The organism is Telluria antibiotica, assembly GCF_011682055.1.
GTDB classification, from domain to species: domain Bacteria; phylum Pseudomonadota; class Gammaproteobacteria; order Burkholderiales; family Burkholderiaceae_D; genus Telluria; species Telluria antibiotica.
Map to the genome: position 1 here is coordinate 154671 of NZ_JAAQOM010000008.1, position 22757 is coordinate 177427.

24 protein-coding genes and 1 riboswitch are annotated in these 22757 nt (G+C 66.4%); of the genes, 16 read left to right on the top strand and 8 right to left on the bottom strand.

The window, feature by feature from the left end:
* Positions 1-49: 49 nt before the first annotated feature.
* Positions 50-997 (top strand): ribosome biogenesis GTPase YlqF, encoded by a 948-nt coding sequence (ylqF, locus tag HAV22_RS14715; RefSeq protein ID WP_166859833.1) that lies wholly within the window; start codon positions 50-52, stop codon positions 995-997.
* A 152-nt stretch (positions 998-1149) separates the two neighbouring features.
* Here ylqF and HAV22_RS14720 read toward each other — a convergent pair whose 3' ends face one another.
* From HAV22_RS14720 to HAV22_RS14730, 3 genes are all read right to left on the bottom strand, one after another.
* Entirely contained in the window at positions 1150-1962 is an 813-nt protein-coding gene (locus tag HAV22_RS14720; protein ID WP_166859834.1) for a DODA-type extradiol aromatic ring-opening family dioxygenase, read from the bottom strand.
* A 246-nt stretch (positions 1963-2208) separates the two neighbouring features.
* Complete coding sequence (locus HAV22_RS14725; protein WP_166859835.1) at positions 2209-3126, bottom strand: hypothetical protein; 918 nt, start codon at positions 3124-3126, stop codon at positions 2209-2211.
* Entirely contained in the window at positions 3123-5372 is a 2250-nt protein-coding gene (locus tag HAV22_RS14730) for a M1 family metallopeptidase (protein ID WP_166859836.1), read from the bottom strand. The genes HAV22_RS14725 and HAV22_RS14730 overlap by 4 nt, the downstream gene beginning before the upstream one ends.
* Positions 5373-5467: 95 nt before the next feature.
* Positions 5468-5692, top strand: a riboswitch (cobalamin riboswitch).
* 72 nt (positions 5693-5764) lie between these two features.
* Here HAV22_RS14730 and HAV22_RS14735 point away from each other — a divergent pair.
* The 6 genes from HAV22_RS14735 to HAV22_RS14760 all read left to right on the top strand — a co-directional run bounded on the left by HAV22_RS14735 (position 5765) and on the right by HAV22_RS14760 (position 10616).
* On the top strand, positions 5765-7756 hold the full coding sequence (locus HAV22_RS14735; protein WP_166859837.1) for a TonB-dependent receptor family protein: 1992 nt from the start codon (positions 5765-5767) through the stop codon (positions 7754-7756).
* 193 nt (positions 7757-7949) lie between these two features.
* The gene (locus tag HAV22_RS14740) at positions 7950-8612 is read left to right on the top strand and encodes a thiol:disulfide interchange protein DsbA/DsbL (protein ID WP_166859838.1); all 663 of its coding nucleotides are present in this window, start codon (positions 7950-7952) and stop codon (positions 8610-8612) included.
* Positions 8613-8649: 37 nt separating this feature from the next.
* Positions 8650-8985: a hypothetical protein gene (locus HAV22_RS14745; RefSeq protein ID WP_166859839.1), complete on the top strand. Its 336-nt coding sequence runs from the start codon at positions 8650-8652 to the stop codon at positions 8983-8985.
* A gap of 124 nt (positions 8986-9109) precedes the next feature.
* Entirely contained in the window at positions 9110-9778 is a 669-nt protein-coding gene (locus HAV22_RS14750) for a thiol:disulfide interchange protein DsbA/DsbL (RefSeq protein ID WP_166859840.1), read from the top strand.
* 39 nt (positions 9779-9817) lie between these two features.
* On the top strand, positions 9818-10030 hold the full coding sequence (locus HAV22_RS14755; RefSeq protein ID WP_166859841.1) for a hypothetical protein: 213 nt from the start codon (positions 9818-9820) through the stop codon (positions 10028-10030).
* Positions 10008-10616 (top strand): AAA family ATPase, encoded by a 609-nt coding sequence (locus HAV22_RS14760; RefSeq protein WP_229421242.1) that lies wholly within the window; start codon positions 10008-10010, stop codon positions 10614-10616. The genes HAV22_RS14755 and HAV22_RS14760 overlap by 23 nt, the downstream gene beginning before the upstream one ends.
* Before the next feature lie 37 nt (positions 10617-10653).
* Here HAV22_RS14760 and HAV22_RS14765 read toward each other — a convergent pair whose 3' ends face one another.
* Positions 10654-11970, bottom strand: a complete 1317-nt coding sequence (locus HAV22_RS14765; protein WP_166859842.1) for an ATP-binding protein — start codon at positions 11968-11970, stop codon at positions 10654-10656.
* A 283-nt stretch (positions 11971-12253) separates the two neighbouring features.
* On the opposite strand from HAV22_RS14765, the gene HAV22_RS14770 reads away from it, so the two are divergent.
* Genes HAV22_RS14770 through HAV22_RS14780 form a run of 3 tightly spaced genes read left to right on the top strand, consistent with a single transcriptional unit; the run spans position 12254 to position 14599 of the window.
* The gene (locus HAV22_RS14770; RefSeq protein WP_166859843.1) at positions 12254-13114 is read left to right on the top strand and encodes a MipA/OmpV family protein; all 861 of its coding nucleotides are present in this window, start codon (positions 12254-12256) and stop codon (positions 13112-13114) included.
* The gene (locus HAV22_RS14775) at positions 13114-13821 is read left to right on the top strand and encodes a hypothetical protein (protein ID WP_229421243.1); all 708 of its coding nucleotides are present in this window, start codon (positions 13114-13116) and stop codon (positions 13819-13821) included. The genes HAV22_RS14770 and HAV22_RS14775 overlap by 1 nt, the downstream gene beginning before the upstream one ends.
* 28 nt (positions 13822-13849) lie before the next feature.
* Positions 13850-14599 (top strand): SDR family oxidoreductase, encoded by a 750-nt coding sequence (locus tag HAV22_RS14780; RefSeq protein WP_208296200.1) that lies wholly within the window; start codon positions 13850-13852, stop codon positions 14597-14599.
* 3 nt (positions 14600-14602) lie between these two features.
* Here HAV22_RS14780 and HAV22_RS14785 read toward each other — a convergent pair whose 3' ends face one another.
* The 4 genes from HAV22_RS14785 to HAV22_RS14800 form a co-directional block, all read right to left on the bottom strand.
* On the bottom strand, positions 14603-15289 hold the full coding sequence (locus HAV22_RS14785) for a response regulator (protein WP_166859845.1): 687 nt from the start codon (positions 15287-15289) through the stop codon (positions 14603-14605).
* A 172-nt stretch (positions 15290-15461) separates the two neighbouring features.
* Positions 15462-16040: a superoxide dismutase gene (locus tag HAV22_RS14790; protein ID WP_166859846.1), complete on the bottom strand. Its 579-nt coding sequence runs from the start codon at positions 16038-16040 to the stop codon at positions 15462-15464.
* Between the two features lie 124 nt (positions 16041-16164).
* Positions 16165-17526 (bottom strand): exodeoxyribonuclease VII large subunit, encoded by a 1362-nt coding sequence (gene xseA / locus HAV22_RS14795; protein ID WP_166859847.1) that lies wholly within the window; start codon positions 17524-17526, stop codon positions 16165-16167.
* Positions 17527-17830: 304 nt separating this feature from the next.
* Positions 17831-17971 carry a hypothetical protein gene (locus HAV22_RS14800; protein ID WP_166859848.1) on the bottom strand — a complete coding sequence of 47 codons (141 nt, stop codon included), beginning with the start codon at positions 17969-17971 and terminating at the stop codon, positions 17831-17833.
* Between the two features lie 822 nt (positions 17972-18793).
* Here HAV22_RS14800 and HAV22_RS14805 point away from each other — a divergent pair.
* The 6 genes from HAV22_RS14805 to adk all read left to right on the top strand — a co-directional run bounded on the left by HAV22_RS14805 (position 18794) and on the right by adk (position 22685).
* Complete coding sequence (locus HAV22_RS14805) at positions 18794-19399, top strand: MotA/TolQ/ExbB proton channel family protein (protein WP_166859849.1); 606 nt, start codon at positions 18794-18796, stop codon at positions 19397-19399.
* Positions 19399-19851, top strand: coding sequence for an ExbD/TolR family protein (locus HAV22_RS14810; protein ID WP_166860022.1), 453 nt, complete (start codon positions 19399-19401; stop codon positions 19849-19851). Before HAV22_RS14805 ends, HAV22_RS14810 begins: the two co-directional genes overlap by 1 nt.
* Positions 19852-19899: 48 nt before the next feature.
* On the top strand, positions 19900-20928 hold the full coding sequence (lpxK, locus tag HAV22_RS14815) for a tetraacyldisaccharide 4'-kinase (protein ID WP_166859850.1): 1029 nt from the start codon (positions 19900-19902) through the stop codon (positions 20926-20928).
* Positions 20909-21082, top strand: a complete 174-nt coding sequence (locus tag HAV22_RS14820) for a Trm112 family protein (RefSeq protein WP_166859851.1) — start codon at positions 20909-20911, stop codon at positions 21080-21082. The genes lpxK and HAV22_RS14820 overlap by 20 nt, the downstream gene beginning before the upstream one ends.
* A 4-nt stretch (positions 21083-21086) precedes the next feature.
* On the top strand, positions 21087-21839 hold the full coding sequence (gene kdsB / locus HAV22_RS14825) for a 3-deoxy-manno-octulosonate cytidylyltransferase (protein ID WP_166859852.1): 753 nt from the start codon (positions 21087-21089) through the stop codon (positions 21837-21839).
* Positions 21840-22028: 189 nt separating this feature from the next.
* Positions 22029-22685, top strand: a complete 657-nt coding sequence (gene adk, locus HAV22_RS14830; protein ID WP_166859853.1) for an adenylate kinase — start codon at positions 22029-22031, stop codon at positions 22683-22685.
* Positions 22686-22757: the final 72 nt, after the last annotated feature.

Below are 22757 nucleotides of genomic sequence, written 5' to 3' on the forward strand. Positions count from 1 at the left end.
CCTGAACTAGCGTAAAATAGAGGGTTGCACGCAGATTTGAAGGTTTAGCATGTCGATTCAATGGTTCCCGGGCCACATGGCCGCCGCCCGCAAGCAGGCCGCGGAACAGATGGAAAACACGGACGTGGTCATCGAGGTCCTGGACGCCCGCCTGCCCGAGGCGAGCAGCAATCCGATGGTCGAGGAGTTGCGCAAGTTCCGCCAGCGTCCCTGCCTGAAGGTGCTGAACAAGACCGACCTCGCCGACCCCGCCGCCACCGCGGCCTGGGCCGCGTGGTACGACGCGCAGGATGGCGTCACCGCGTACCCGATGACGACGAAGAAGCCGTCCGACGTGGCGCGCCTCCCCGACCTGTGCAAGGCGCTGGCGCCGCACCGGGGCGTGCCGACGAAGCCGCTGCGCATCATGATCATGGGCATCCCGAACGTGGGCAAGTCCACGTTGATGAACGCGCTGTTGAAAAAGCGCGTGGCGAAGGTCGGGGACGAGCCGGCCGTCACGAAGTCCCAGCAGAAGCTCTACCTGGACAAGTTCACGGTGCTCGTCGACACGCCGGGCATGCTGTGGCCGAAGATCGAGATGGAAAGCGACGGCCTGATGCTGGCGGCCAGCCACGCGATCGGCACGAATGCCGTGATCGAGGAAGAGGTCGCGGAATTCCTCGGCACCTTGCTGCTGCAGCGTTATCCGCAACTGCTCACGGCACGCTACGGCGTCAAGACCGAGGGCCTGGACGGCTTCGGCGTGATCGAAGGTGTCGCGCAGCGCCGCGCGTTCCGCGTGCGCGGCGGCGACTACGACTACGAAAAGGCCGCGCACGTGCTGCTGCAGGATTACCGCCAGGGCGCGCTGGGCCGCATCAGCCTGGAAACGCCGCAGAGCCGCGCCGAGGCGCTCGAGCGGCACCGCATCGAGATGGAAGAGAAGGCGCGTATCGCGGCCGAGAAGGCGGCGCGCAAGGCGGAAGAGGCGGCGCGCGGGAAGCGCGGTACCTGATCGCGCGCGGGTTCGTTGCCGCCTTCAGTCATCGCGCACGCCAGCATCACGCAGGTGTCCGGTGGGCGGGGGCCGCCCACCCTACGGCATCGAGAATCGTAGGGTGGGCATTTGAGGCCGGTGGCCTCAAATGAAACGTGCCCACCGTGCCGTCACGCGGCGGCTGCACCGAACCGGAAACTCGACACCGTCAACGCCCCGAAGAAGCTGTCCTCGTGATACACGCACGCGGCCGGCTCCTGCTCGGCCGCGCCCAGCGCCACCCACAGCGGCACGAGGTGATCCTCGCGCGGGTGCGCCACGCGCGCGGACGGCGCCGCGCTCCAGTTCAGCAGCGCCTGCTCGCGCTCGGCCGGCGGCAATTCCAGCAGCACGTGCTGCAGCCACCCATCGAACGCCTTCGACGCCTGCGCGCCGCTCGGGCCGAACTGGCGCAGGTTGTGGAACGACAGCCCGCTGCCGAGGATCAGCACGCCCTCGTCGCGCAGCGGCGCCAGCGCGCGGCCCGCGGCCAGGTGGATGGCCGGGTCGTAGCCGTGGCGGATCGACAACTGCACGACGGGCATGTCGGCGTCGGGATAGATCGGCGCCAGCATCGAGAACGTGCCGTGGTCGAAGCCCCGTTCCGCGTCCAGCCGGGCGGGCCGGCCCGCATCGTTCAGCAATTGCGCGACGCGCTCGGCCAGTTGCGGCTGGCCCGGTGCCGGGTAGCGGATCTGGTACGTGTGCGGCGGGAAGCCGCCGTAGTCGTAGATCATGCCGGGCGCCGTGCCGGACGACACGGTGAACGCGTCCGTCTCCCAGTGGCTCGTCACGACGAGCACCGCGTTCGGACGCACGCCGACCTGGCGCTTGATGTCGACCAGCGACGCTTCCAGTTCCGCGTAGGCGGGGCCGTACTGGTCCTTCATCCACGGCCACGGGCCGCCGCCGTGCGAGACGAAATAGGTGGGCAAGCGGGTCATGGGAGCTCCTTCGAAACGGCGATCGGACGTTCATGGTAGCCGATCCGCGCGGCGACCGTTGGCGGTGGCCGGATCGGGTACGACGGACCATCCGTCACGTATCACCGCGTGGGCACGGGGTGCCCACCCTACGCGTTACCGTTTCACGCGTACACGATGGATCATCGGTTGCGTGTCGCCGCGTTGGCACGGCGCGCCCCGAACCATGCCGGGAAGCCGTAGGGTGGGCACCCCGTGCCCACCAACTCACCGTATCAGCGCCACCAGCGCGAACAGGCGCACCGCCCGCATCCATCCGATCACGAGCACCACCAGCTGGGCCAGCACGACGGCGCCCACGGTACCGGCCGTGCCCAGCGCCGGTACGCGCGTGCGCGCGAACGCGAGCAGCGCCGCGAGCGCGAGGCCGATCGCCGTGACGACGAGATAAGTGCCCAGCAGCGCCAGCGGCCGCCGCGCCAGCAGCCCGCAGCCGCGCCACCACGCGGCAACGGCGGAGCCGCGGCGGCGGTCGGCGCCCAGCACGGCGCGCCCGACGTCGACCGTGGCGTGGGCCAGCAGCACCAGCGCGACGGTCGCGAACAGCGCAAGGTGCGCAGCGCGGTTCGCGCCGCTCTCGAGCAGTGCCGTCTCGGCAAACCTGCCGGCCAGCCGGTGCACGCCGGCGGCCAGCAGTGCGGCCGCGCCGAGCGGCACGGCCGACCACACGAGCATGCGCGCGAGCCGCGGGTAATCGTGCGCGCCGGCCGTGAGCAGGCCGCCCATGCCGAGCCGTTGCGGCGCGCGCGCGGCGGCGATCGTCATTGCGGACAGCAGCGGCGAGACCAGCAACGTCAGCAACAGCGCGACGATGCCGCCCGCACCCAGCGCCGGCGCATAGCGGTCCTTCGCGGTGGTCACGAGGTCGGCGAACGCGATCATGTCGAGGCGTTCGGCCAGCCTGGCCGCGTACGGCGAATGATCGAGGCCGGCGGCCAGCAACTGCCACACGGGCAAGGTGGCAACGACGGCCGGCAGCAGCAGGAGCAGCGCCCACCACAGCAGCAGGCGCCATTGCAGCGCGCCGCGCGCAGCGGGCAGCAGCGCGCGCAGGCCGGCCGGGCGGGGCACGGCGGTGTCGTGCGCGGCGAGGGACGGGGACGCGATGGTGGATTCGGTCGTCATAACGTGGCGATCAGGGCGAGGAGGTATTCGGCGACGCCCGCGAATTCGAGGCCCCAGCGATGCGACGCGCTGGCATCCGGATCGAGCGTGCGGGCATCATCGAGCTTGCTGACGTCGAGGTAGTGCAGTCGCTGCGGGTCGAGTTCCGCCTTGACGGCGCGCGCCGTTGTCGTCCACGTGAACTTGTGCCAGCGTTCGTCCGCATCCCAGCGCGCGGCCTCCGTGCTGCCGTCCGCGAAGGTCACGACGAGCGTCTGCGCGACGGGCGCGCCGCGGCGCACGACCGTGACTTCCGTGCGGTAGGGATACGGGCCGGTGCCGTCCGGCGCGTGCGGATGCGCCTTGCGCCAGCGGGTGCGCGTCGCGTCGATGGACTTGTCGACGTCGGCCGGCTTGTCCTCGACGCGCACGCCACCGCGCAGCCGCGTGCCGGGCAGCGGGGTCAGCTCCGTGCTCGTGAAGTCGCCAATGCGATCGTCGACGCGCGCGACGGCATACACCTGGCGCGCGAACGCATCCTCGACGACGGCGCGCTGGCCCGTCACTTCGGCCAGCGTTTCGCGCAGGTCGGCCACGCTCGGGTGGCGGAACTTCCAGCGCCGGTAGTATTCCTTGAACGCCCGCTCGATCGGCGCCCGGCCGATGCGCGCTTCCAGGTCGCGCATCAACGTGGCCGTGCGCGTGTACACGGGGCCGATGTCCTGCAGGCGGTGCCACGCGTTGGCGCCGGGCGGGTCGGCCGGATCGAGGCGCGGTGTGCCGGCGCGCTCGGCATCGAACGTGGGATAGCCGGGCGCGAAGCCGAGCCGGCGCAGCAGCGGCGTCGCGATGTACGCGAGCTGGCCCTGGTCGCGCATCATGCGGTTGTCCCAGTATTCGTTGAGGCCTTCGTCCAGGACCGGTTCCTCGAATTCGTTCGATGCGAGCAGGCCGTAGAAATAGCCGTGGCCGAATTCGTGGATCGTGACGAAGGCGAGCGCGAACTGGTTCGCCGTGCGCGGTTCGACCTCGGCATACGCTTCCGCCGTGAAGAAGGTCGGGTATTCCATGCCGCCCGCTTCCTCCGCGTTGTACGGCGGGATCACGATGGTCAGCGTCTTGTACGGGTAGGGGCCCAACGTCGTGGAGAAATACGTCAGCGCCTCTTGTGCCGCCTTCAGCGCGGGCGCCGCGCTCGCCGCGAATTCGGGCGGGTACAGCACGGTCACCGTCACGGGCGGGCTGCCGGGGCCGGACCACGTGGCGACGACGGGCTTCGCCGTCTGGCTGTCCGCGGTCCAGGCGAAGTCGTGGACGTCGCCCTGCGCGAAGCGCCACGTGCGCATGCCGTCCTTGTCGACGGGCTGGCCTTGCAGCTCGCCCGTCGCACCCACCGTGTAGCCGCGCGGGACGGTCAGCGCGACGTCGTAGCTGCCGAAGTCGGCGTAGAACTCGGAGTTCAGGTGGAACTCGTGCACGTTCCAGCGCGGCGACGTCGCTCCGCGCTCGCCCGGCAGTTCCAGTACGCCGATCTTGGGGAACCATTGGGCAACGAGGTGGAACGTGCCGAAATATCCGGTGCGCGCGACGACGCGCGGCAGCTGCGTGAGGAAGTCGATGTCGAGCGTCGTCGTGGCGCCCGGCGCCACCGCCTGCGGCAGGTCGAGGCGCACGACCGTGTGATCGGTCGCCGGGCCGTTGTCCGGCTGGACGAAGCGCCACGGCACGGCGGCACCGCCTTGCGCGACGCGGCGCATATCGATGTGGCCCCACGCGTCCTTGATGTCGACGCCGGAGCGGAACGTGCCGTCGCGCTCGCGCCGCTCCGTGAAATAGGTGCTGCCCGCGCTGTCGAACGCGTTCATGTACAGGTGCAGGTAGACGGCCTTCACGGCGACGTTGCTGCGGTTGCGCCACGTGAGGCGCTCGCGGCCCGCGACCGTGTGCTTGTTCGGGTCGAGCGTGGCCGCGATGTCGTAGTGGACGACGCGGTCGGACAGTGTCGCTTCCTGCCCTGTGCGCGCGCCGCCCCACGCATCGGGGCTGCTGGGTACGCGCACGGCGGCCGCATCGGGCGCGGCGAGTGCGATGCCGTCCGGCGCTGGCGGCACGGCCGCAGCGACGGCAGGCGGCCGCGCCGGCACGGGCGCCGCGCCGGGCAGGAGGTCGGCGGCGAATACGGCGCCCGCCAGCAGCAGGACGGCGGCGATGCCGAGGCGGACCCGGTGGGCGCCAGCGCCCCCGGGCAAAGCGAAACGCGGATTCATGCAAGACCTCCGGCACCCATTGTTTTTGTGCTCACACTATATGCGAGTTCCGCGCCGCATCGCCACGCATTTATGCCGGAGCCCGCGTTGGCAAGTTATAATCTTCGGGTTCTGGTGCCCGCATGCGCGTCTGCGCGTGCAGTTAAACGGGAAACACGATGCGCTTCGCCACCGGCGACGCGCGAACGTGTGCTGCCCCCGCAACGGTAAACAAGCGTCGCCGCACGGCGACAGGCCGCCCCGACAGCCACTGTGCTTGCATAGGAAGGTGGGACGGTCCGTCTTGGAGCCCGGAGACCGGCCAGACAGGGGAAGCCGGCTTCATGCCGCGCTTTTGTGTACGCCGGCGTGCGGGGACGCTTGCCGGTGCCAACTCGAAGACTGAACATCCAATGAATCTTGCCGCCTCCACCCGCGGCGCGCCGGCCATGAAGCCGCTCGCGCTGGCCTGTGCCATCGTCCTGTCCCTGTCCACCGGCGCCGCGTGCGCGCAGGACGACATCCCGTCCACCGTCGTCGTCACCGGCGCGCGCTTCCCCAGCGTGGAAAGCCTGCGTCCGATCGGCGCCACCGTCATCACGCAGGACGACATCCGCCGCGCCGGCGTCAACGACGTCAACAGCGCGATCCGCAAGGTCGGCGGCGTGTTCGGCCGCCAGAGCCTCGATTCGTCGCCCGATTTCGCGCTCGACCTGCGCGGCTTCGGCGCCAACAGCGCGCAGAACATGGTGATCATGGTCGATGGCGTGCGCCTGAACGAGAACGAGCTGTCGAACACCGTGCTGTCGACGATCCCGATCGACACGGTCGAGCGCATCGAGATCACGCGCGGCGGCGGCAGCGTGCTGTATGGCGAAGGCGCCACCGGTGGCGTCATCACGATCACGACGCGCCGCGCGCAGGCCGGCGGCCCGCACGGCTCCGTGTTCGCCGAAGCAGGTTCGTTCCGCGAGCACGACGTGCGCGCGTCGCTGGCGCAGACGGCAGGCCCCGTCAGCGCCGACATCGCAGTCGCGCGCCAGGGCAGCAACAACTACCGCCACAACAGCGACTTCGACCAGACGACGGCGTCGCTGAACCTGCAGACGCGCTTCACCGGAGGCCGCGCCGGCATCCACGTCGAGAGCGCGCGCCAGGAGTCGCGTTTCCCCGGTTCGCTGAACCTCGCCGAATTCGACGCGGACCCGCGCCAGACCCACACGCCGAAGGACTTCGGTTCGCTCGACACGGACCGCGCGAGCGTCTTCGCCGAATACCGCCTGGGCCCCGTCGACCTGGCGCTGGATGCGTCGCACCGCGAGCGCAACGTACGGTCGAACTATCTGTCGACGAGCTTCACGTCGGTGGGCGCGTACGACAGCCGCCAGAACCAGTTCTCGCCGCGTGCGCGCTGGCTGTCCGACGTCGGCGGCATGGTCAACGAACTGGTGGGCGGCATCGACGTCACGCGCTGGAAGCGCAAGACGACGTCGTCGTACTCGAGCGCGGACGCGAGCCAGACCGGCCGCGCCGTCTACGTGCGCGACGAACTGCGCTTCGACCCGGCGCACGAGGGCCGCGTCGCCGTCGGCGCGCGCCACGAGACCTTCGACAAGGACTACGTCGACGCGCTCGCGTTCGCCGCGCCCGAAGACCGTTCGCAATCGCTGAACGCGTGGGAAGCGCAGGCCAGCTACCGCGTGCATCCGCAGGTCGACGTGTACGCCAAGGCGGGGCAGAGCTATCGCGTGGCGAACGCGGACGAGAACAGCTACCGCTACCCGGTGACGGACATCCTGAAGGCGCAGACGTCGCACGACCTCGAAGTCGGCACCACGCTGCGCCACATCCCGGGCGACGACAGCGGCACGTTGACGGCGCGCGTGTTCCGCCACCGCCTGAACAACGAGATCTTCTACGATCCGACGTTGAACGGCGGCTGGGGCGCGAACACGAACCTCGACCCGACCGAGCGCAAGGGTTTCGAGCTCGACGCGGAAGCCGTCATCGCCGCCGGCTGGCGCGCAAGCGCGCACGCGCAGCACGTGATCGCCCACTTCACGGCGGGCTCGAACGCGGGCCGCGAACTGGTGCTCGTGCCGAAGAACGTCGTGACGGCGCGCCTGGCCTGGGTGCCGGGCAATGGCCAGTCGGCGGACGTGGGCGCGCAATGGGTCGACAGCCAGCGCTACGGCAACGACTTCGCAAACGGCTGCGCGGCGCGCATCCCGTCGTACACGACGTTCGACGCACGCTACGCCGTCAAGGTGGGCCAGTGGGAAGTCGCCGCGACGGGGCTGAACCTGGCGGATCGTCATTACTTCAGCAATGCGTTCGCGTGCCAGGCCGGCATCTATCCGAGCGACGGGCGCCAGCTGAAGTTGTCGGCGCGTTACGATTTCTGAGGCAATGGTGGGCTCGGGGTGCCCACCCTACGAATCGACGCTGCCGTAGGGTGGGCACCCCGTGCCCACCTGCATGCGTAAGCAGCCGTTACTACGCGTAAGCAAATGCAATAAATAAGCCCCGGCTAAGGCGAACGTCCGAAAAAGTGGTAATCTCGCGGACGTTCGCTTAACCAACTCCAGAAGGAAATCTATGCGTTCCCTGCGTTTTGCCCTGCTCGCCACCGCGCTCGCCGCCAGCACCGCTTTCGCTTCGCCGACCGACCCGAAAAGCGGTGTCGAGTACGTGACGCTCGCTCAGCCGCAACCGGTGCAGACGACGGGCAAGAAGGTCGAGGTGATCGAATTCTTCATGTACCACTGCCCGCACTGCAACGCGCTGGAACCATCGCTCGAGCAGTGGGTCAAAAAGCAGGGTGGCAACATCCAGTTCAAGCGAATCCACCTGCCGGCCACCGGCCCCAACGATCCGGAAGCGCACCTGTACCTGACGTTGGAAGCGATGGGCAAGGCCGAGGAATTCCAGCCGAAGGTGTTCAAGGCCTGGCACGTGGATCACCTGCGCCTGAACACGGACGCCGCGATCATCGACTGGGTGGCGAAGAACGGCATCGACCGCGCCAAATTCCTGGACATGTGGAACTCGTTCGGCGTGATGACGAAGCTGCACCGCCTGCCGCAGATCACCACCGACTACAAGGTTGAAGGCGTGCCGACCATCATCATCGACGGCAAGTACCAGACCGCGCCCTCGATCGTCTACAATTCCGTCAAGGCCGCCAGCGAGCCCGTATTGTTCCAGGCGACTCTGCAGGTAATGGACGCCCTGGTCGCGAAGGTGGCGAAGTCGAAATAACGCGGACACCGCGACACGAAAGGTACGGAAACAGCGCATGAGCAACGCCGAAGGCAAGATCCTCAAGATCTACGACAAGTCCAAGCCGGACGAGGAGCACTTGTTCGACTCGAGCAATTGGAACCACCTGGCCTGGTGCCTCGTGGTCGTGCTCGCGGGCCTTGCGTTCTGGCTTGCCGTTGCGCTGGTGAATGCCGAGAACCAGCGCAACGCGCTGGTGTCGAAGCAATGCCAGGATCCGATCTTCAAGGGCGAGATCGACCAGCAATGCCTGCTGACCGTCCATTCGCGCGAGCACTGGTGGCAGCACCTGTGGTACGGCATGCGCCACGTGAAGCCGGAAGCGCCCGCGCCGGTCGGGCGCCACCGCTGACGCGCGCGCCAGCGTTGCGCTACGCCGGCCGGAGCGCCATGCCGCCGGCCTTCAGTTTCTACCAGGCTATTTCCCCGTGAAAAAATGGTAATCTGCAGGTTTCCCACGACCTGAAGGATTGTCCATGCGTCTCCTGCGCACCGCCGGCCTCGTCATATTGCTTGGCCTGTCGGCCTCCCTCGCATCCGCCTCGCCCGCCGTGCCGCAAAACGGCGTCGACTACATCACGCTCACCCAGCCGCAAGCCGTGCAATCGACGGGCAAGAAAGTCGAAGTCATCGAGTTCTTCATGTACCACTGCCCGGTGTGCAATGCGCTGGAGCCCTTGCTCGAAGACTGGATCCGCCAGCAGGGCGACCGCATCACGGTGCGCCGCATTCACTACCCGTTGACCGGGCAGGCCGATCCGGAAGCGCATTTGTACCTGACGCTCGAGACGCTGGGCAGGCTCGGCGACATGCACGAGAAAGTGTTCAAGGCCGTGCACGTGGACCATATCCGCCTGAACAAGGACGACGCCATCATCGACTGGGCCACGAAGAACGGCATCGACCGCGCGCAATTCCTCGACGCGTGGAATTCGTTCGGCGTGACGACGCGCTTGCGCCAACTGGGCCGGATCGCGGCGCAGTACCAGGTCGAGTCCGCACCGACGCTCATCGTGGACGGCCGCTACCTGACGACGCCGGCACTGGAGTCCGCCCAGATGCAGGGGGCCGATCGCGACATGGTGTTCAAGGCGACCTTGAACGTCGCCGCCAAGCTCGTCGACAAGGTCGCGCAGGGCAAGTAAGAAGCCATCGGGTTCTGCCGAGAATGATGAGGAAAAACGATGAGTTTTGAAGAGGTCCGGGAAGCGACGCCTTGCTGGCTCCCGATTCCTGCAACGTTCTCCGCGAACTCATGGCAAACGTGCCTGGCGAACGTCAAGACGCTGGTACTGAGGGCCTTGGATGACAAGACCATTGGCGCAATTCTCCGGGCGCGGGAAGGCATCGCGGTAGGGTTCGTGGACGGCGATCTTGACCTGGTATGGCAAAGATAAGTTGGGCAATGTGCTGCGTCGGACTGACATGATGGTCTGCAAGCACTTCTATGTCATTACCGGGGCGTCCGGCGCAGGTAAATCAACCCTTCTGCGAGCACTCGGCGACAAAGGCCTGTCGGTGATAGAAGAAGCCGCACTGGCCGTACTGCGCGAAAAGGAATCAGACGGGGGAACGCTCGGCACTTCGATTCATTTGCAGGCCTTTATGAACGAGGTGGTAGAGCGCAATATTCGCGCCTACGAGACCGCCAGATCGCTACCTCCACCGGTATTTTTCGATCGGGGACTTCCCGAATGCCTGGGGCATATGCGGCTCCTTGGCCTGGACGTGGACGGCGCCTATGAAGCCGCGTCGGCAATGTGTCGATACGCCGACACCGTGTTCGTAGCGGAACCCTGGCCCGAAATTTATGTCCGCGACCAGTGGCGCCGCGCATCATTCCAGCGCGCCGCGCGTTCATTCGACGCGACGGTCGCATCCTATGTCGACATTGGCTATCGAACATGTGCGCTCCCTCGGGTGTCGGTCGACGAGCGAGTCGCGTTCATTCTCGATCAGGTGGCGACGCTCGAAGGTGTTTGACCGTGGTAAGCGCTTGCGCCCGGTTCGCTGGCCCACATCACCCGGCCAGCACCCCATCCGGCACGCGAATGACGAAGCGCGCGCCGCCCAGCGCCGACTGCTCGACTTGCAGGCTGCCGCCGTGCAGCGCGATCGCCTTGTGCGCGATCGACAGCCCGAGGCCGAAGCCGCCGGTGGCGCGGTCGCGGCTGCGGTCGAGGCGGTAGAACGGCTCGAAGATGCGGTCCCGTTCCTCGTCCGGAATGCCGGGGCCGTCGTCCTCGACGGCGATCTCGAGCGTGCCGTCATCGCGGCGCGCGCGCAGCGCCACTTCGTGCGCCGCATATTTCTGCGCGTTCCTGAGCAGGTTGCCGATCGCGCGGCCGAGCAGGCGGCGGTCGGCGTCCAGGCTGCCCAGGCGTTCGCCGAGGTCCACGTGCAGGCGCTGCGGACGGGGATGCAGGCCGTCCGCGCATTCGCGCAGCAGCGGCTCCAGCTCGAACAGCGCGCGCGTCGGGCCTTGCGCGTTGTCCAGCTTGCTCATCGACAGCAGCTCGTTGACGAGCGCGTTCAACTCGGCCAGGTCGCCCTCCATTGCGGCGATACGCTTGGCCAGCGCAGGATCGGCCGCCCGCGCATTGAGCAGTTCCAGCGCGAACTCCAGGCGCGCGATCGGGGTGCGCAGTTCATGCGACACGGAATGCAGCAGATTCTTCTGCGCGTCCATCAAACCCTGGATGCGCTCGGCCATCGCATTGATGCGTTCGGCCAGCGGATAGACGGCGTCGGCCGGCCGCAGCCGCGCGCGTGCCGACAACTGGCCGGCGCCGAACTCGTCGGCCACGCGCGACAGTGTCTGCAGCGCCCGCCAGTGCGCGCGCGACCACAGCGCGATCGGCACGAGCAGCGCGAGCGCGACGACGACGTAGCGCACCACTTCCATCGCGAGCGCCTGGCCGAGGTCGATGGGGAGGTTGTACGCGCGGATCGCTTCCTCATTGCTGCCGATGTAGCGCTCGCCCTTGAGGTCGACGCGGCGGAAGAACGCCTTGTGCTGCGGGTCCAGCACGACCTGGCCCCGCTCCAGCGCCGCGTGCTGGCGGGCGGGCAGGGCGGCCCTGGCCTGGTCCAGCGGGATCAGGTCGAAATGGGCTTCCGAGACTTCGCGCACCTTGTTCAGGCGTCCGAGCCACTCGTCGGCCGGCGCGCGGTCGACATATTGTTCGAGCAGGAAGATTTGTGCCGAGGCCTGGCGCCGCGCGATGTCGTCCAGCGGGTCGCCGAACAGCCGCGCGAAGACGAAATAGATGACGAACGTCGCACCCGTAATCGCCAGCATGACGAGCACGAAGAAGCGGAAGAACAGGCGATTCACGCCGCCATCCTCCGGTCGTGGCAACTGTCTGTGGCAAAGAGTCTGTGACGCATGGGCGGGATTGTATAGGAGCAATGGTCAAAAAAACTATTATTTACAAATTGAGGACAAAAGGCCGACAGTCCGCGGATGAACTTGTTGCGGCCACCCGGTACGATGCCTTTCGTTGGGTTTTCCGTTTGGCCCGCCCGATGCGCGAAGACGGTGGGCCTTTTTTATTCGCTATGGGAGGGACGAGACTGGACGTAGAATGTTGTCTTCCTGAATCTCCCAGTCCCTGAACATGAACAAGCTTCTCTTCATCGCACTCTGCGCCGCCAGCGGTACGACGTGCGCGCAGACGCCGGCGACGAACCCGATGCCGGACGGCAGCCGCGATATGTACGTCGGCCTCGGCGTGCAATCGGCGCCGCGTTGGGATGGAACGGGAAGTCGCAAGGTATCAGCGTTGCCGGTGCTTCAAGTCCAATGGAGCAACGGCCTTTTTATTTCGGGCATGAGCGCCGGCATGCATCTGTCGACGGACCCCGTCATCGAATACGGCCCGCTGCTCGCCGTGCAGCCGGGCCGCGACGCGTCGGGGACGGGGCGGTCGGCCGACGGCGTCGGCACCTACGGCCCCTCGCTGATCGGTCCCGTGCCGGAGCCGCTCGCCAAGTTCGACGCGCGCCCAACCCGCCTGGACGGCATGGACAAGATCGGCACGCGCCTCACGGGCGGTGTCTTCGCGAATTACTACGTCACGCCGCAATGGCGCTTGACGAGCAGCCTGTTGTACGGCGCCGGCAACGACCACGACGGCGCCCGGCTGGACCTCGGCGTGCAGCGTCTGGCCGTCGACCTCGGCGGGCAGCACCACGTGTCGCTGTCGGCTGGCGTGGCGGTCGCGAACCGCAACTACAACCAGACCTATTTCGGCGTGACGGCAGCGGAGGCCGCGCGCAGCCGCTTTACCCGGTACGACGCGGGCGGCGGCCTGCAGGATGCGCACGTCGGCGTGCGCTGGAACTGGGCGTGGTCGCCGTCGTGGATGCTGACGTCGAACGTGCAGGCCAAGCGCCTGCTGGGCAGCGCCGACAAGAGCCCGCTCGCCGAGCGGTCCACCAACCTGACGGTCTCGACCGCCATTGCCTACCGGTTCTGATGATGCGCGCATCCCGCCAACTCGTCGCTGCCTTCGCCTGGTTGCCTGCGGTCGCTCCGGCCGTCGTGCATGCCGAGGCGCCGGCCGGCGAATGGGTGAGCTACCGGGATGCGTACCGCGCCATGGTCCAGTTCGAGAAATACGGCGGACCGAAGAACCTGCTGCAAAGCCAGCTGCAAGTGCAGTCGCGCGACCACGCCGGGCTGGGCGAGGGCGCCCAGCTCACGCTGACGGGCAAAACGACGCAGCTGAACCTGCCGCTCGACGCCCTCGGCCGTACCGTGTTCCCGCTGCAGAAGGCGGCATACGACGAGAACGCGGCCCTGGTCCTGAACCGCAAGGGCATGCCGTTCGTGCTGCGTCCGCAGGTGACGATCGCGCCGCGCGCCGACGGCCAGTACGACGCCGCCGACCTGCGCACGGCCTGCGCCCAGGCGCTGGGCTTCGTGCGCTACGTCGACGCGTCGCAGCGCGCGCGCCAGTGCGCCGGCGTGCGCTTCGTGTTCCCGAAAAAGGAATCGGCCGGCGCCCGGCTGCGCCACGCGGACGGCGCCGAGCAGGCGCTGCCGGTGACGGCCGGCGCCGCCTTCTCGGGCGACCCCGACGAAGGTTTTCCCATCGTGACCTGGCGCTTCGGCACGTCCGCCGAGCGGGCCCAGGTCATCACCTACAACGCACCGCTCGCCATCGTCCCCATCTTCGAATAAGCATGCGCACGGGCGGACACCAAGGACAATGATGAACAAGACGATCCTCGTCACGGGCGCGAGCCGCGGCATCGGCGCCGCCTGCGCGCTGCTGGCCGCGCGCCGCGGCTACACGGTATGCGTGAACTACCGCGACAACGCGGCGGCAGCGGCCGACGTCGTGCGCGCCATCGAGGTGGCCGGCGGCCAGGCGTTCGCCGTCGCGGCCGACGTGGCGGACGAGGCGGCCGTCGAGCGCCTGTTCGCCGCCATCGACGCGCGCTGCGGCCGGCTCGACGCCCTCGTCAACAACGCCGGCATCCTCGCGCGCCAGGCGCGCGTGGAGCAGATGGATGCGGCGCGCATCCAGCGCATCCTCGCGACCAACGTCACGGGCAGCTTTTTATGTGCGCGCGAAGCCGTGCGGCGCATGTCGACCCGGCATGGCGGTACCGGCGGGGCGATCGTGAATGTGTCGTCGCGCGCGGCCGTGCTCGGCTCGGCGAACGAATACGTGGACTATGCCGCATCGAAGGCGGCCGTGGACGCGCTGACGATCGGCCTCGCGAAGGAAGTGGCGCAGGAAGGCATCCGCGTGAACGGCGTGCGGCCGGGCCTGATCGACACGGAGATGCACGCGAGCGGCGGCGAACCGGGGCGCATCGCGCGCCTGCAGTCGTCCGTGCCGATGGCGCGCGGCGGGACGGCGGGCGAAGTGGCGGCGGCCGTGCTGTGGCTGCTGTCGGCGGAGGCGTCGTATGCGACGGGCACGTTCATCGACGTGTCCGGCGGACGGTAAAGGTCAGTTCCAGGCGGACGGGGAAAACAGGTAGCCCTCGCCCCACACGGTCTTGATCTTCTCCGACATCGCGTCGTCGAACTTGCGGCGCAGCTTGGAGATGCAGTTGTCGATGCTGCGGTCGAGGCCGTCGAACTCGATGCCGCGCATCTTCTTGAGCAGCTCGTCGCGCGAGAGCACGCGGCCCGAGGCCTCGGCCAGCACGAGCAGCAGCTTGTATTCCGTATTGCTGAGCACGCACGGCTGGCCGCGCCAGGTGACGCTGCGGTCGCTCGTCATGATGCGCAACGCGCCGAACTCGAGCACGCGGGTATCCGTCGTGGTCTTCGTTTGCGTGCGGCGCAGCAGGGCGCGCAGGCGCGCGAGCAGCACGCGCGGCTGCACGGGCTTGTTGACGAAGTCGTCCGCGCCTTGCTCGAGGCCCGACACTTCGTCGTACGTATCCTCGCGCGCCGTGAGGATCAGGATCGGCACGTCGGACACGTCGCGGATCTGGCGGCACACGACCATGCCGTCCAGGCCCGGCAGCATCAGGTCGAGCACGACGATGTCCGGGGCGGCCGTCTTGAAGTGCTCGAGCGCGGCATCGCCCCGGGTGACGAGGTCGACCGAGAATTCATAGCCGGACAGGTATTCCGTCACCAGTTCCGCGAGGCGCGGATCGTCTTCCACCAACAGTACGCGATACATGAGATCTCCTTCGACTCCGCATTGTATAAGACGGGGCAACGGTGGCGCATGTTTGGGGGGTAAGCATGACAAAATCGTACAGTTTCGCGACAAAGTCGCGGGCGACGGACGTAAAAAAATCCGCCGCGGCGGATTTTTCGGGAGGCGGAGCGGGCTCCGCCTATGCCTGGACTCAGGCGAAGTTCTGGTTCACGAAGCCCCAGTTGACGACGTTCCACCATGCCTCGACGAACTTCGGACGGGCATTGCGGTAGTCGATGTAGTAGGCGTGTTCCCAGACGTCGCAGGTCAGCAGCGGCTTGTTCTCGGTCGTCAGCGGGGTGGCGGCGTTCGACGTGTTGACGATGTCGACGGTGCCGTCCGGCTTCTTGACCAGCCAGGTCCAGCCCGAACCGAAGTTGCCGACGGCCGATTTCTGGAACTCTTCCTTGAACTTGTCGAACGAGCCCCACTTGGCGTTGATCGCGTCGGCGACCGGGCCGGTCGGCGCGCCGCCGCCGTTCGGGGTCATGCAGTTCCAGAAGAACGTGTGGTTCCACACCTGGGCCGAGTTGTTGAACACGCCGCCCTGCGATTTCTTGATGATCTCTTCCAGCGACAGGTTTTCGAACTCGGTGCCCTTGATCAGGTTGTTCAGGTTCGTGACGTAGGCCTGGTGGTGCTTGCCGTAGTGGTATTCCAGCGTCTCGGCCGAGATGTGCGGCTGCAGGGCGTCCTTAGCGTACGGCAGTGGCGGCAGGGTATGTTCCATGTCTTGTTCCTTAGTGAGTTGACGGGAGACTTTCTCGAAGTCTCTGCGGTACAGCAATTCGGGCGCTTATTCTAAACTGGTTAGCCGATCGTTGCAGGTATGACTTTGCGAAACCACTATCTTGTCATTCCAATACGTCCTGCACGCCCGCGACGCTGACTTCGGCGCTGCCTTCCGCCAGGCGGATGCGCAGCACGTCGCGCGGCTTGATCTGGCCCGGCGCATGCAGCACCTTGCCTTTCGCATTGCTGACGATCGCATAGCCGCGCTCCAGCGTGCGCTGCGGGTTCAGCAGTTCGAGCTGCGCCGCCAGCGCGTTCAGCGCCTCGCGCCGCGCGCGCAATCCGTTGGCGACGCTGGCCGTCAGGTGGCGCCGGTCCGATTCCAGCCGTGTGCGCAGGCCGCTCCAGTCCGGACGATGGCGGGCCCAGCGCTGCTGCAACTGCGCCAGCAACACCCCGTGGCGGTTCACGGGGGCGCGCACGGCATGCGTGAGAGTGCTGGCCATGCCCAGAAGTTTCAGGCGCTGGTGCGCGATCTGGCTCGATGGGCTCAACAGGCGGCGCGACAGGTTGTCGAGGCCCTGGCTCGCATCGGACAGCACGCGCCCCATCGCCCGGCGCAGATCGCCGGCGTCGGCCTGCAGCGACCCGAGCCAGTCGGCGCGCGCCGTGACGGCGAGTTCGGCCGCGGCCGTCGGCGTGGCGGCGCGCAGGTCGGCGGCGAAGTCGGCGATCGTGAAGTCCGTCTCGTGGCCCACGCCCGAGATCACGGGCATCGAGCACGCGGCGAGCGCGCGCGCGACGGCTTCCTCGTTGAAGCTCCACAAGTCCTCGATCGACCCGCCGCCGCGGCACACGATCAGCACGTCGACCTCGCGCCGGTGCGATGCGATGGCGATGGCTTCCGCGATCTTCTGCGCCGCGAGCTGCCCCTGCACGGGCGCCGGATACAGCACGATGCGCACGTGCGGCGCGCGCCGCTTCAGCGCCGTGAGCACGTCGCGCAGCGCCGCCGCCTGCGGGCTCGTGACGATGCCCACCGTGCGCGCGAACAGCGGCAGGGCACGTTTGCGGGCTTCGTCGAACAGGCCTTCGGCGCCGAGCTTTTCCTTGAGGCGCATGAACGCCTCGTACAGCGCCCCCACGCCGGCCCGGCGGATCGCTTCCACGTTGATCTGGTAGTCGCCCCGCGCGCCGTACAAGGTGACGAGGGCGCGCACCTCGACCTTGTCGCCTTCGCGCGGGGTGAAGCCCGCGTACTGGGCGCGGCCGCGGAACATGACCGCGCGCACCTGGGCCGCATCGTCCTTCAACGTGAAATACCAGTGGCCGCTTGCCGCGCGCGTGAAATTCGAGATCTCGCCGCCGATCCAGACGAGGGGGAACGTGCGCTCCAGCAGGCGTGCGACCTGCTGGTTCAGCGCGGTGACGGTCAGTACGGGCGGGGCGGCGTAGGCCGGATCGGCGTCTTCGGTGGGGAACATAGGGTTGGGCTCGGTGGAACTGTCCACAAAAACATGGTTGCGCGCAGTGTAAGACACATCTGCTGTAAAACAACAGGTAGTTTTTGTAAACACCTGATTTTTATAGTAAAACGCTGCTGCTTGATTTCGATGCAGCAACCTAATTTCCTTACGGATCAATGGCTTGGCTGCATCTCCGCCTACTTGGCCACAATCTTATCCACAGAATGTGTGTGGAAGTGGTCAAGGTCCGCTGCCTCCAAATTCAGCGTGCATATGTTTTTCTAAAGCAATCAAAGACTTACGTTGGAGTCTCGGGCCTTGCTCACATTGTTTTCCACAGTTTATGTGAACAGGTGCGGCCCGGCGGCGCCTCCAGCTCGCCGCCCACGCCGGCGGGCGCGCCGCCTAAAAATTCCGCACGGAAAAAATCTCGTTTAAATTCAAATGGTTTGGGTGCGATCAAGGCCCTTGCTCACAATCTTTTCCACAAAATATGTGAAGAATACCGACATCGGTCCAAGGCCGGCGATACGGCCCTGGCAGGCCACTTGCGAGACAGCGGCTGCGTCGCCGAAGACGCGACTATACCGCAGCCCCCGCCGACGCCGCGCCACGCGGCCGTTTCGGGCGGCACCTTGTGCACAAGCCCTGTTTGCCTAAAAAATGGGCTTGAATACAAATCATGAGTCAAATCAACGGGTTGGGCTCGAAATGGTGCGCTTGCTCACACCGTTTTCCACAGTTTGTGTGAAAAGTCGGTGATCAGCGTGGGGCGCCGGCGCACGCGTGGATAAGTCGCGCCTGCTTAAAAATAGGGCGGTGACATGTTTATCTTATAAATCAACTGTTTAGGTATCGGTTCGTGCGCTTGCGCACAATTTTGTCCACAAAAATTGTGCAGAACGCACGTGCGGGAACTCGGCTGTAGTCGCACTCCAGGCTGCCTATTTTTTGACCTTGAAAATTTCCATGAGAAAAATCAACGACTTACCGACGGGAAACCTGATTTCGCACAAATTTATCCACAGAAATTGTGGGCAACTACACGGCCGGTTTTCGGTCATTGATGGAAGAAATTGCCTCCCGGAAATCGATAGCCTATGTGCCGCGTTTTTACGCACGGAAAAATATCCTTTAAGAATCAATACACTTACGTGCCAAAGGCCGTCTTGCGCACACTTTTATCCACAGAAAGTGTGCAGAACTCTACTTGCCGCAATCCGGGCAACACGTTACATTGCGCAACTGACTTGTGCATCGTTTCTTATCCATCCAGGAGTCCCATTTGCTCGCCATTCTCCAAGCCGCCGGCTGGCCCATCTGGCTGTTGCTGATCGCCTCGATCATTGCCCTGGCCCTGATCATCGAACGCCTGATCTACCTGCGCCGCGAAAAGATCCTCCCGCGCCAGCTGCTCGATGAAGTGATCCAGGTCTATCGTAGCGGCAAGGTCACACCGGACATCATCGACAAGCTGCAGACGAATTCCCCGCTCGGCGCCGTGCTGGCCGCCGCGCTGCGCAACGTCGACGCGCCGCGCGACGTGATGAAGGAATCGATCGAGGAAGCGGGCAGGGGTGTCGCCCACGTGCTGGAGCGCTTCCTGACGACCTTGGGCACGATCGCGTCGCTGGCGCCGCTGATGGGCCTGTTCGGCACCGTCGTCGGCATGATCGAGATCTTCGGCGCGCAGAACGCGACCGGCACGAACCCCGCGCAACTGGCGCACGGCATTTCCGTGGCGCTGTACAACACCGGTTTCGGCCTCGCGATCGCCATGCCGGCCCTCGTGTTCTACCGCCACTTCCGCGCGCTCGTCGACAGCTTCATCATCGACATGGAGCTGCAGGCCGTGAAATTCGTCGACGTCGTCCACGGTGCCCGCAAATGATCGACTTCCGCCGCGGCCGCAAACGCGAGGATCCGGAAATCAACCTGATCCCGTTCATCGACGTGCTGCTGGTCGTGCTGATCTTCCTCATGGTGACGACGACGTACAGCAAGTTCACGGAACTGCAGATCACCCTGCCGACCGCGGATGCCGAGAAGGCCGTCGAGAAGCCGTTCGAGATCAACGTCACCGTCGACGCCAAGGGTAACTACACGGTGAACAACGTGCCCGTCGCATTCCACGGCGTGGCGAGCCTTGCCGACGACCTCAAGCGCGCGGCCAGCACGGGGCCGGACGGCCAGCCGCTGGCGACGCCCGTGAAGGAACCCGTGATCATCGTCAACGCCGACCAGTTCGCGATGCACCAGATGGTGATCAACGTGCTGGAAGCGGCGCGCATGGCCGGCTACGACAAGCTGACCTTCGCCGCGCAGACGGGCGGCCAGAAGTAACCATCCGCCGTCCGCGCCCGCGCGCGGACGGCGTTCCCGACCCAGACCGTGGCATCTTCCCTCGAATCGACCCTCACCCGCGCCTGGCTCGAGCGCGGGCCGCTGGCCGTGGCCCTGTGGCCGCTGTCCCTCTTGTTCCGCCTGCTCGCGGCGCTGCGCGTCGCGCTGTACCGCGCCGGCATCCTGAAGGCGGAACGGCTGCCCGTGCCCGTCGTCGTCGTCGGCAATATCTTCATCGGCGGCACCGGCAAGACGCCGCTGACGATCTGGCTCGCGCAGCAGTTGCGGGCGGCCGGCATGCGGCCCGGCGTGATCTCGCGCGGCCACGGTGGCGCCGGAGACGCGCCGCGCGAAGTGGTGCCGACGTCGCGCGCGCAGGACGTCGGCGACGAGCCCCTGCTGATCGCCTCGCGTGCCGGCTGTCCCGTCGTCGTCGGCCGCAAGCGCGCCGCGGCCGGGCGCCGCCTGCTCGAGCTGCATCCGGACGTCGACGTCCTGATCACGGACGACGGCCTGCAGCACTACGCGCTCGCGCGCGACGTCGAGATCGTCCTGTTCGACGGCCGCGGCACGGGCAATGGCTGGACCTTGCCGGCCGGCCCGCTGCGCGAGGCGCCGTCGCGCCGGCGCGATTTCACCGTCGTCAACGCGCCCGGGATCGGCCCCGCGCTCGCCGCCGCCGTGGGCGGGGCGCCATGGCAGATGCGTCTCGCGGGCGACTGTGCGGAGCGCCTGATGGATGCGGGCGAACGCGTACCCTTGTCTGCGCTGCGCGGCAAACGCGTGCTGGCGGCGGCCGGCATCGGCAATCCTGGACGCTTCTTCGCCATGCTGCGCGGGGCCGGCCTCGAGGTCGCGGAGCTGCCGCTGCCCGACCACCACGACTTCCGCGACGACCCGTTCCGCGCCGTGGATGCCGACGTCATCCTGGTTACGGAGAAGGATGCAGTAAAATGTCGGCAACTTGAACACATCAACAACGACCCGCGGCTGTGGGTCGTGCCCGTCGGCGCGCAGATCGATGCCGCGCTGGCCGCCCAAATCGTGGAGAAATGTCGTGGACGCCCGACTGCTTGATATCCTGGTCTGCCCTCTGTGCAAAGGACCGCTCGACTATGACAAGAAAGCGCAGGAACTGATTTGCCGCCCGGACCGCCTCGCGTATCCGATCCGCGACGGCATCCCGATCATGTGGGCCGAAGAGGCGCGCAAGGTCGAGCCGACGATCTGATCCGATGAGCTTCGTCGTCATCATCCCGGCGCGTCTCGCGTCGACAAGGCTGCCGAACAAGCCGCTCGCGGACCTGGGCGGCAAGCCGATGGTCGTGCGGGTGGCCGAGCGTGCGCAGCTGTCGGGCGCGGCGCGGATCATCGTCGCCACCGACCACGCCGACATCGCCGCCGCCTGTGCCGCGCATGGCGTGGAAGCGTGCATGACGCGCGCCGACCACCCGTCCGGCACCGATCGCATCGCCGAAGTGGCGCACACGCTGGGCCTGGCGCCGGATGCCGTCGTCGTCAACCTGCAGGGCGACGAGCCGCTGATCGACCCCGCGCTTCTGGCCGCTTGCGCCGCGCGCATTTCGGCCGGCGTGCCGATGGCCACGTGCGCCCATCCGCTCTTGAGCGTGGACGATGCCTTCAACCCGAACGTGGTGAAGGTCGTGCTGGACAAGCTTGGACGCGCCCTGTACTTTTCGCGCGCGACGATCCCGTGGCACCGCGACGGCTTCGCTGCCGATCGCGGGCAACTGCCTGCAGGCTATGTCCCGTTGCGCCACATCGGCCTGTACGCATACAGCAACGCATTCCTGCAACGGTATCCGCAACTGGAAGCATCGCCGCTGGAGTCGATCGAAGCGCTGGAACAATTGCGCGTGTTGTGGCACGGCGTGCCGATCGCCGTGCACGTGACGGCGGAGGCGCCGCACGCCGGGGTCGATACGCCAGCCGACCTCGAGCGCGTGAGACTTTTCTATACATCTTGATCTCGTTGGAAACTACGCTTCAGGCTGCTTGCGCCATGTCAAACGGCTGAGAGATCGCCGGCCGCGAGTGGCGTTTGATGCTGCTTTTGTGGTAAGTTTCGTATGAGTAGCTAGATATGCATCATGCAGTTGTTTGTGCCCAGCAATAACTGCCGTAAAAAAATTATTAGATACCTTTAGGAATCCTTCATGCGTCTCATTCTGTTAGGAGCCCCTGGCGCCGGTAAAGGCACCCAGGCAAACTTCATCAAAGAAAAGTACAACATCCCCCAGATCTCCACCGGCGATATGCTGCGTGCCGCCATCAAGGCCGGCACCGAGCTGGGCCTGGCTGCGAAAAAGGTGATGGATGCTGGCCAGCTGGTGTCGGACGACATCATCATCGGCCTCGTGAAGGAGCGCCTGAAGGATGCTGACTGCGCCAACGGCTACCTGTTCGACGGCTTCCCGCGCACGATCGCGCAGGCCGACGCCATGAAGGACAGCGGTGTCAAGATCGACTACGTGCTGGAAATCGACGTGCCCGACGAACTGATCGTCGAGCGCATGAGCGGCCGCCGCAGCCACCCGGCCTCGGGCCGCGTGTACCACGTCAAGTTCAACCCGCCGAAAGTCGAAGGCAAGGACGACGTGACGGGCGAACCGCTCATCCAGCGCGACGACGACACGGAAGAAACGGTCAAGAAGCGCCTGGCCGTGTACCACAACCAGACCGAGGTCCTCCTCGGCTACTACAACAAGTGGGCCGAATCGGGCCTGCCGGGTGCGCCGAAGTACCGCAAGATCTCGGGCGTCGGCCCGGTCGAGCAGGTACGCGACGCCGCGTTCGCGGCGCTCGCAGGCTGAGCATTCGAGGACGGCAGCGCCGTCCTTTTTTTGGCTCCGGATGACCAGCGCCATCCGTCCAGGTTTTTAGAT

Bases quoted from the DNA above. Each gene is read 5' to 3' on its own strand.
- HAV22_RS14740 (WP_166859838.1), top strand. From the start codon at position 7,950: ATGCGTTCCCTGCGTTTTGCCCTGCTCGCCACCGCGCTCGCCGCCAGC.
- HAV22_RS14755 (WP_166859841.1), top strand. From the start codon at position 9,818: ATGAGTTTTGAAGAGGTCCGGGAAGCGACGCCTTGCTGGCTCCCGATT.
- HAV22_RS14730 (WP_166859836.1), bottom strand. From the start codon at position 5,372: ATGAATCCGCGTTTCGCTTTGCCCGGGGGCGCTGGCGCCCACCGGGTC.
- HAV22_RS14720 (WP_166859834.1), bottom strand. From the start codon at position 1,962: ATGACCCGCTTGCCCACCTATTTCGTCTCGCACGGCGGCGGCCCGTGG.
- HAV22_RS14780 (WP_208296200.1), top strand. From the start codon at position 13,850: ATGATGAACAAGACGATCCTCGTCACGGGCGCGAGCCGCGGCATCGGC.
- HAV22_RS14745 (WP_166859839.1), top strand. From the start codon at position 8,650: ATGAGCAACGCCGAAGGCAAGATCCTCAAGATCTACGACAAGTCCAAG.
- kdsB (WP_166859852.1), top strand. From the start codon at position 21,087: ATGAGCTTCGTCGTCATCATCCCGGCGCGTCTCGCGTCGACAAGGCTG.
- HAV22_RS14775 (WP_229421243.1), top strand. From the start codon at position 13,114: ATGATGCGCGCATCCCGCCAACTCGTCGCTGCCTTCGCCTGGTTGCCT.
- ylqF (WP_166859833.1), top strand. From the start codon at position 50: ATGTCGATTCAATGGTTCCCGGGCCACATGGCCGCCGCCCGCAAGCAG.
- HAV22_RS14790 (WP_166859846.1), bottom strand. From the start codon at position 16,040: ATGGAACATACCCTGCCGCCACTGCCGTACGCTAAGGACGCCCTGCAG.
- HAV22_RS14735 (WP_166859837.1), top strand. From the start codon at position 5,765: ATGAATCTTGCCGCCTCCACCCGCGGCGCGCCGGCCATGAAGCCGCTC.
- HAV22_RS14750 (WP_166859840.1), top strand. From the start codon at position 9,110: ATGCGTCTCCTGCGCACCGCCGGCCTCGTCATATTGCTTGGCCTGTCG.
- xseA (WP_166859847.1), bottom strand. From the start codon at position 17,526: ATGTTCCCCACCGAAGACGCCGATCCGGCCTACGCCGCCCCGCCCGTA.
- HAV22_RS14785 (WP_166859845.1), bottom strand. From the start codon at position 15,289: ATGTATCGCGTACTGTTGGTGGAAGACGATCCGCGCCTCGCGGAACTG.
- adk (WP_166859853.1), top strand. From the start codon at position 22,029: ATGCGTCTCATTCTGTTAGGAGCCCCTGGCGCCGGTAAAGGCACCCAG.
- HAV22_RS14725 (WP_166859835.1), bottom strand. From the start codon at position 3,126: ATGACGACCGAATCCACCATCGCGTCCCCGTCCCTCGCCGCGCACGAC.
- HAV22_RS14770 (WP_166859843.1), top strand. From the start codon at position 12,254: ATGAACAAGCTTCTCTTCATCGCACTCTGCGCCGCCAGCGGTACGACG.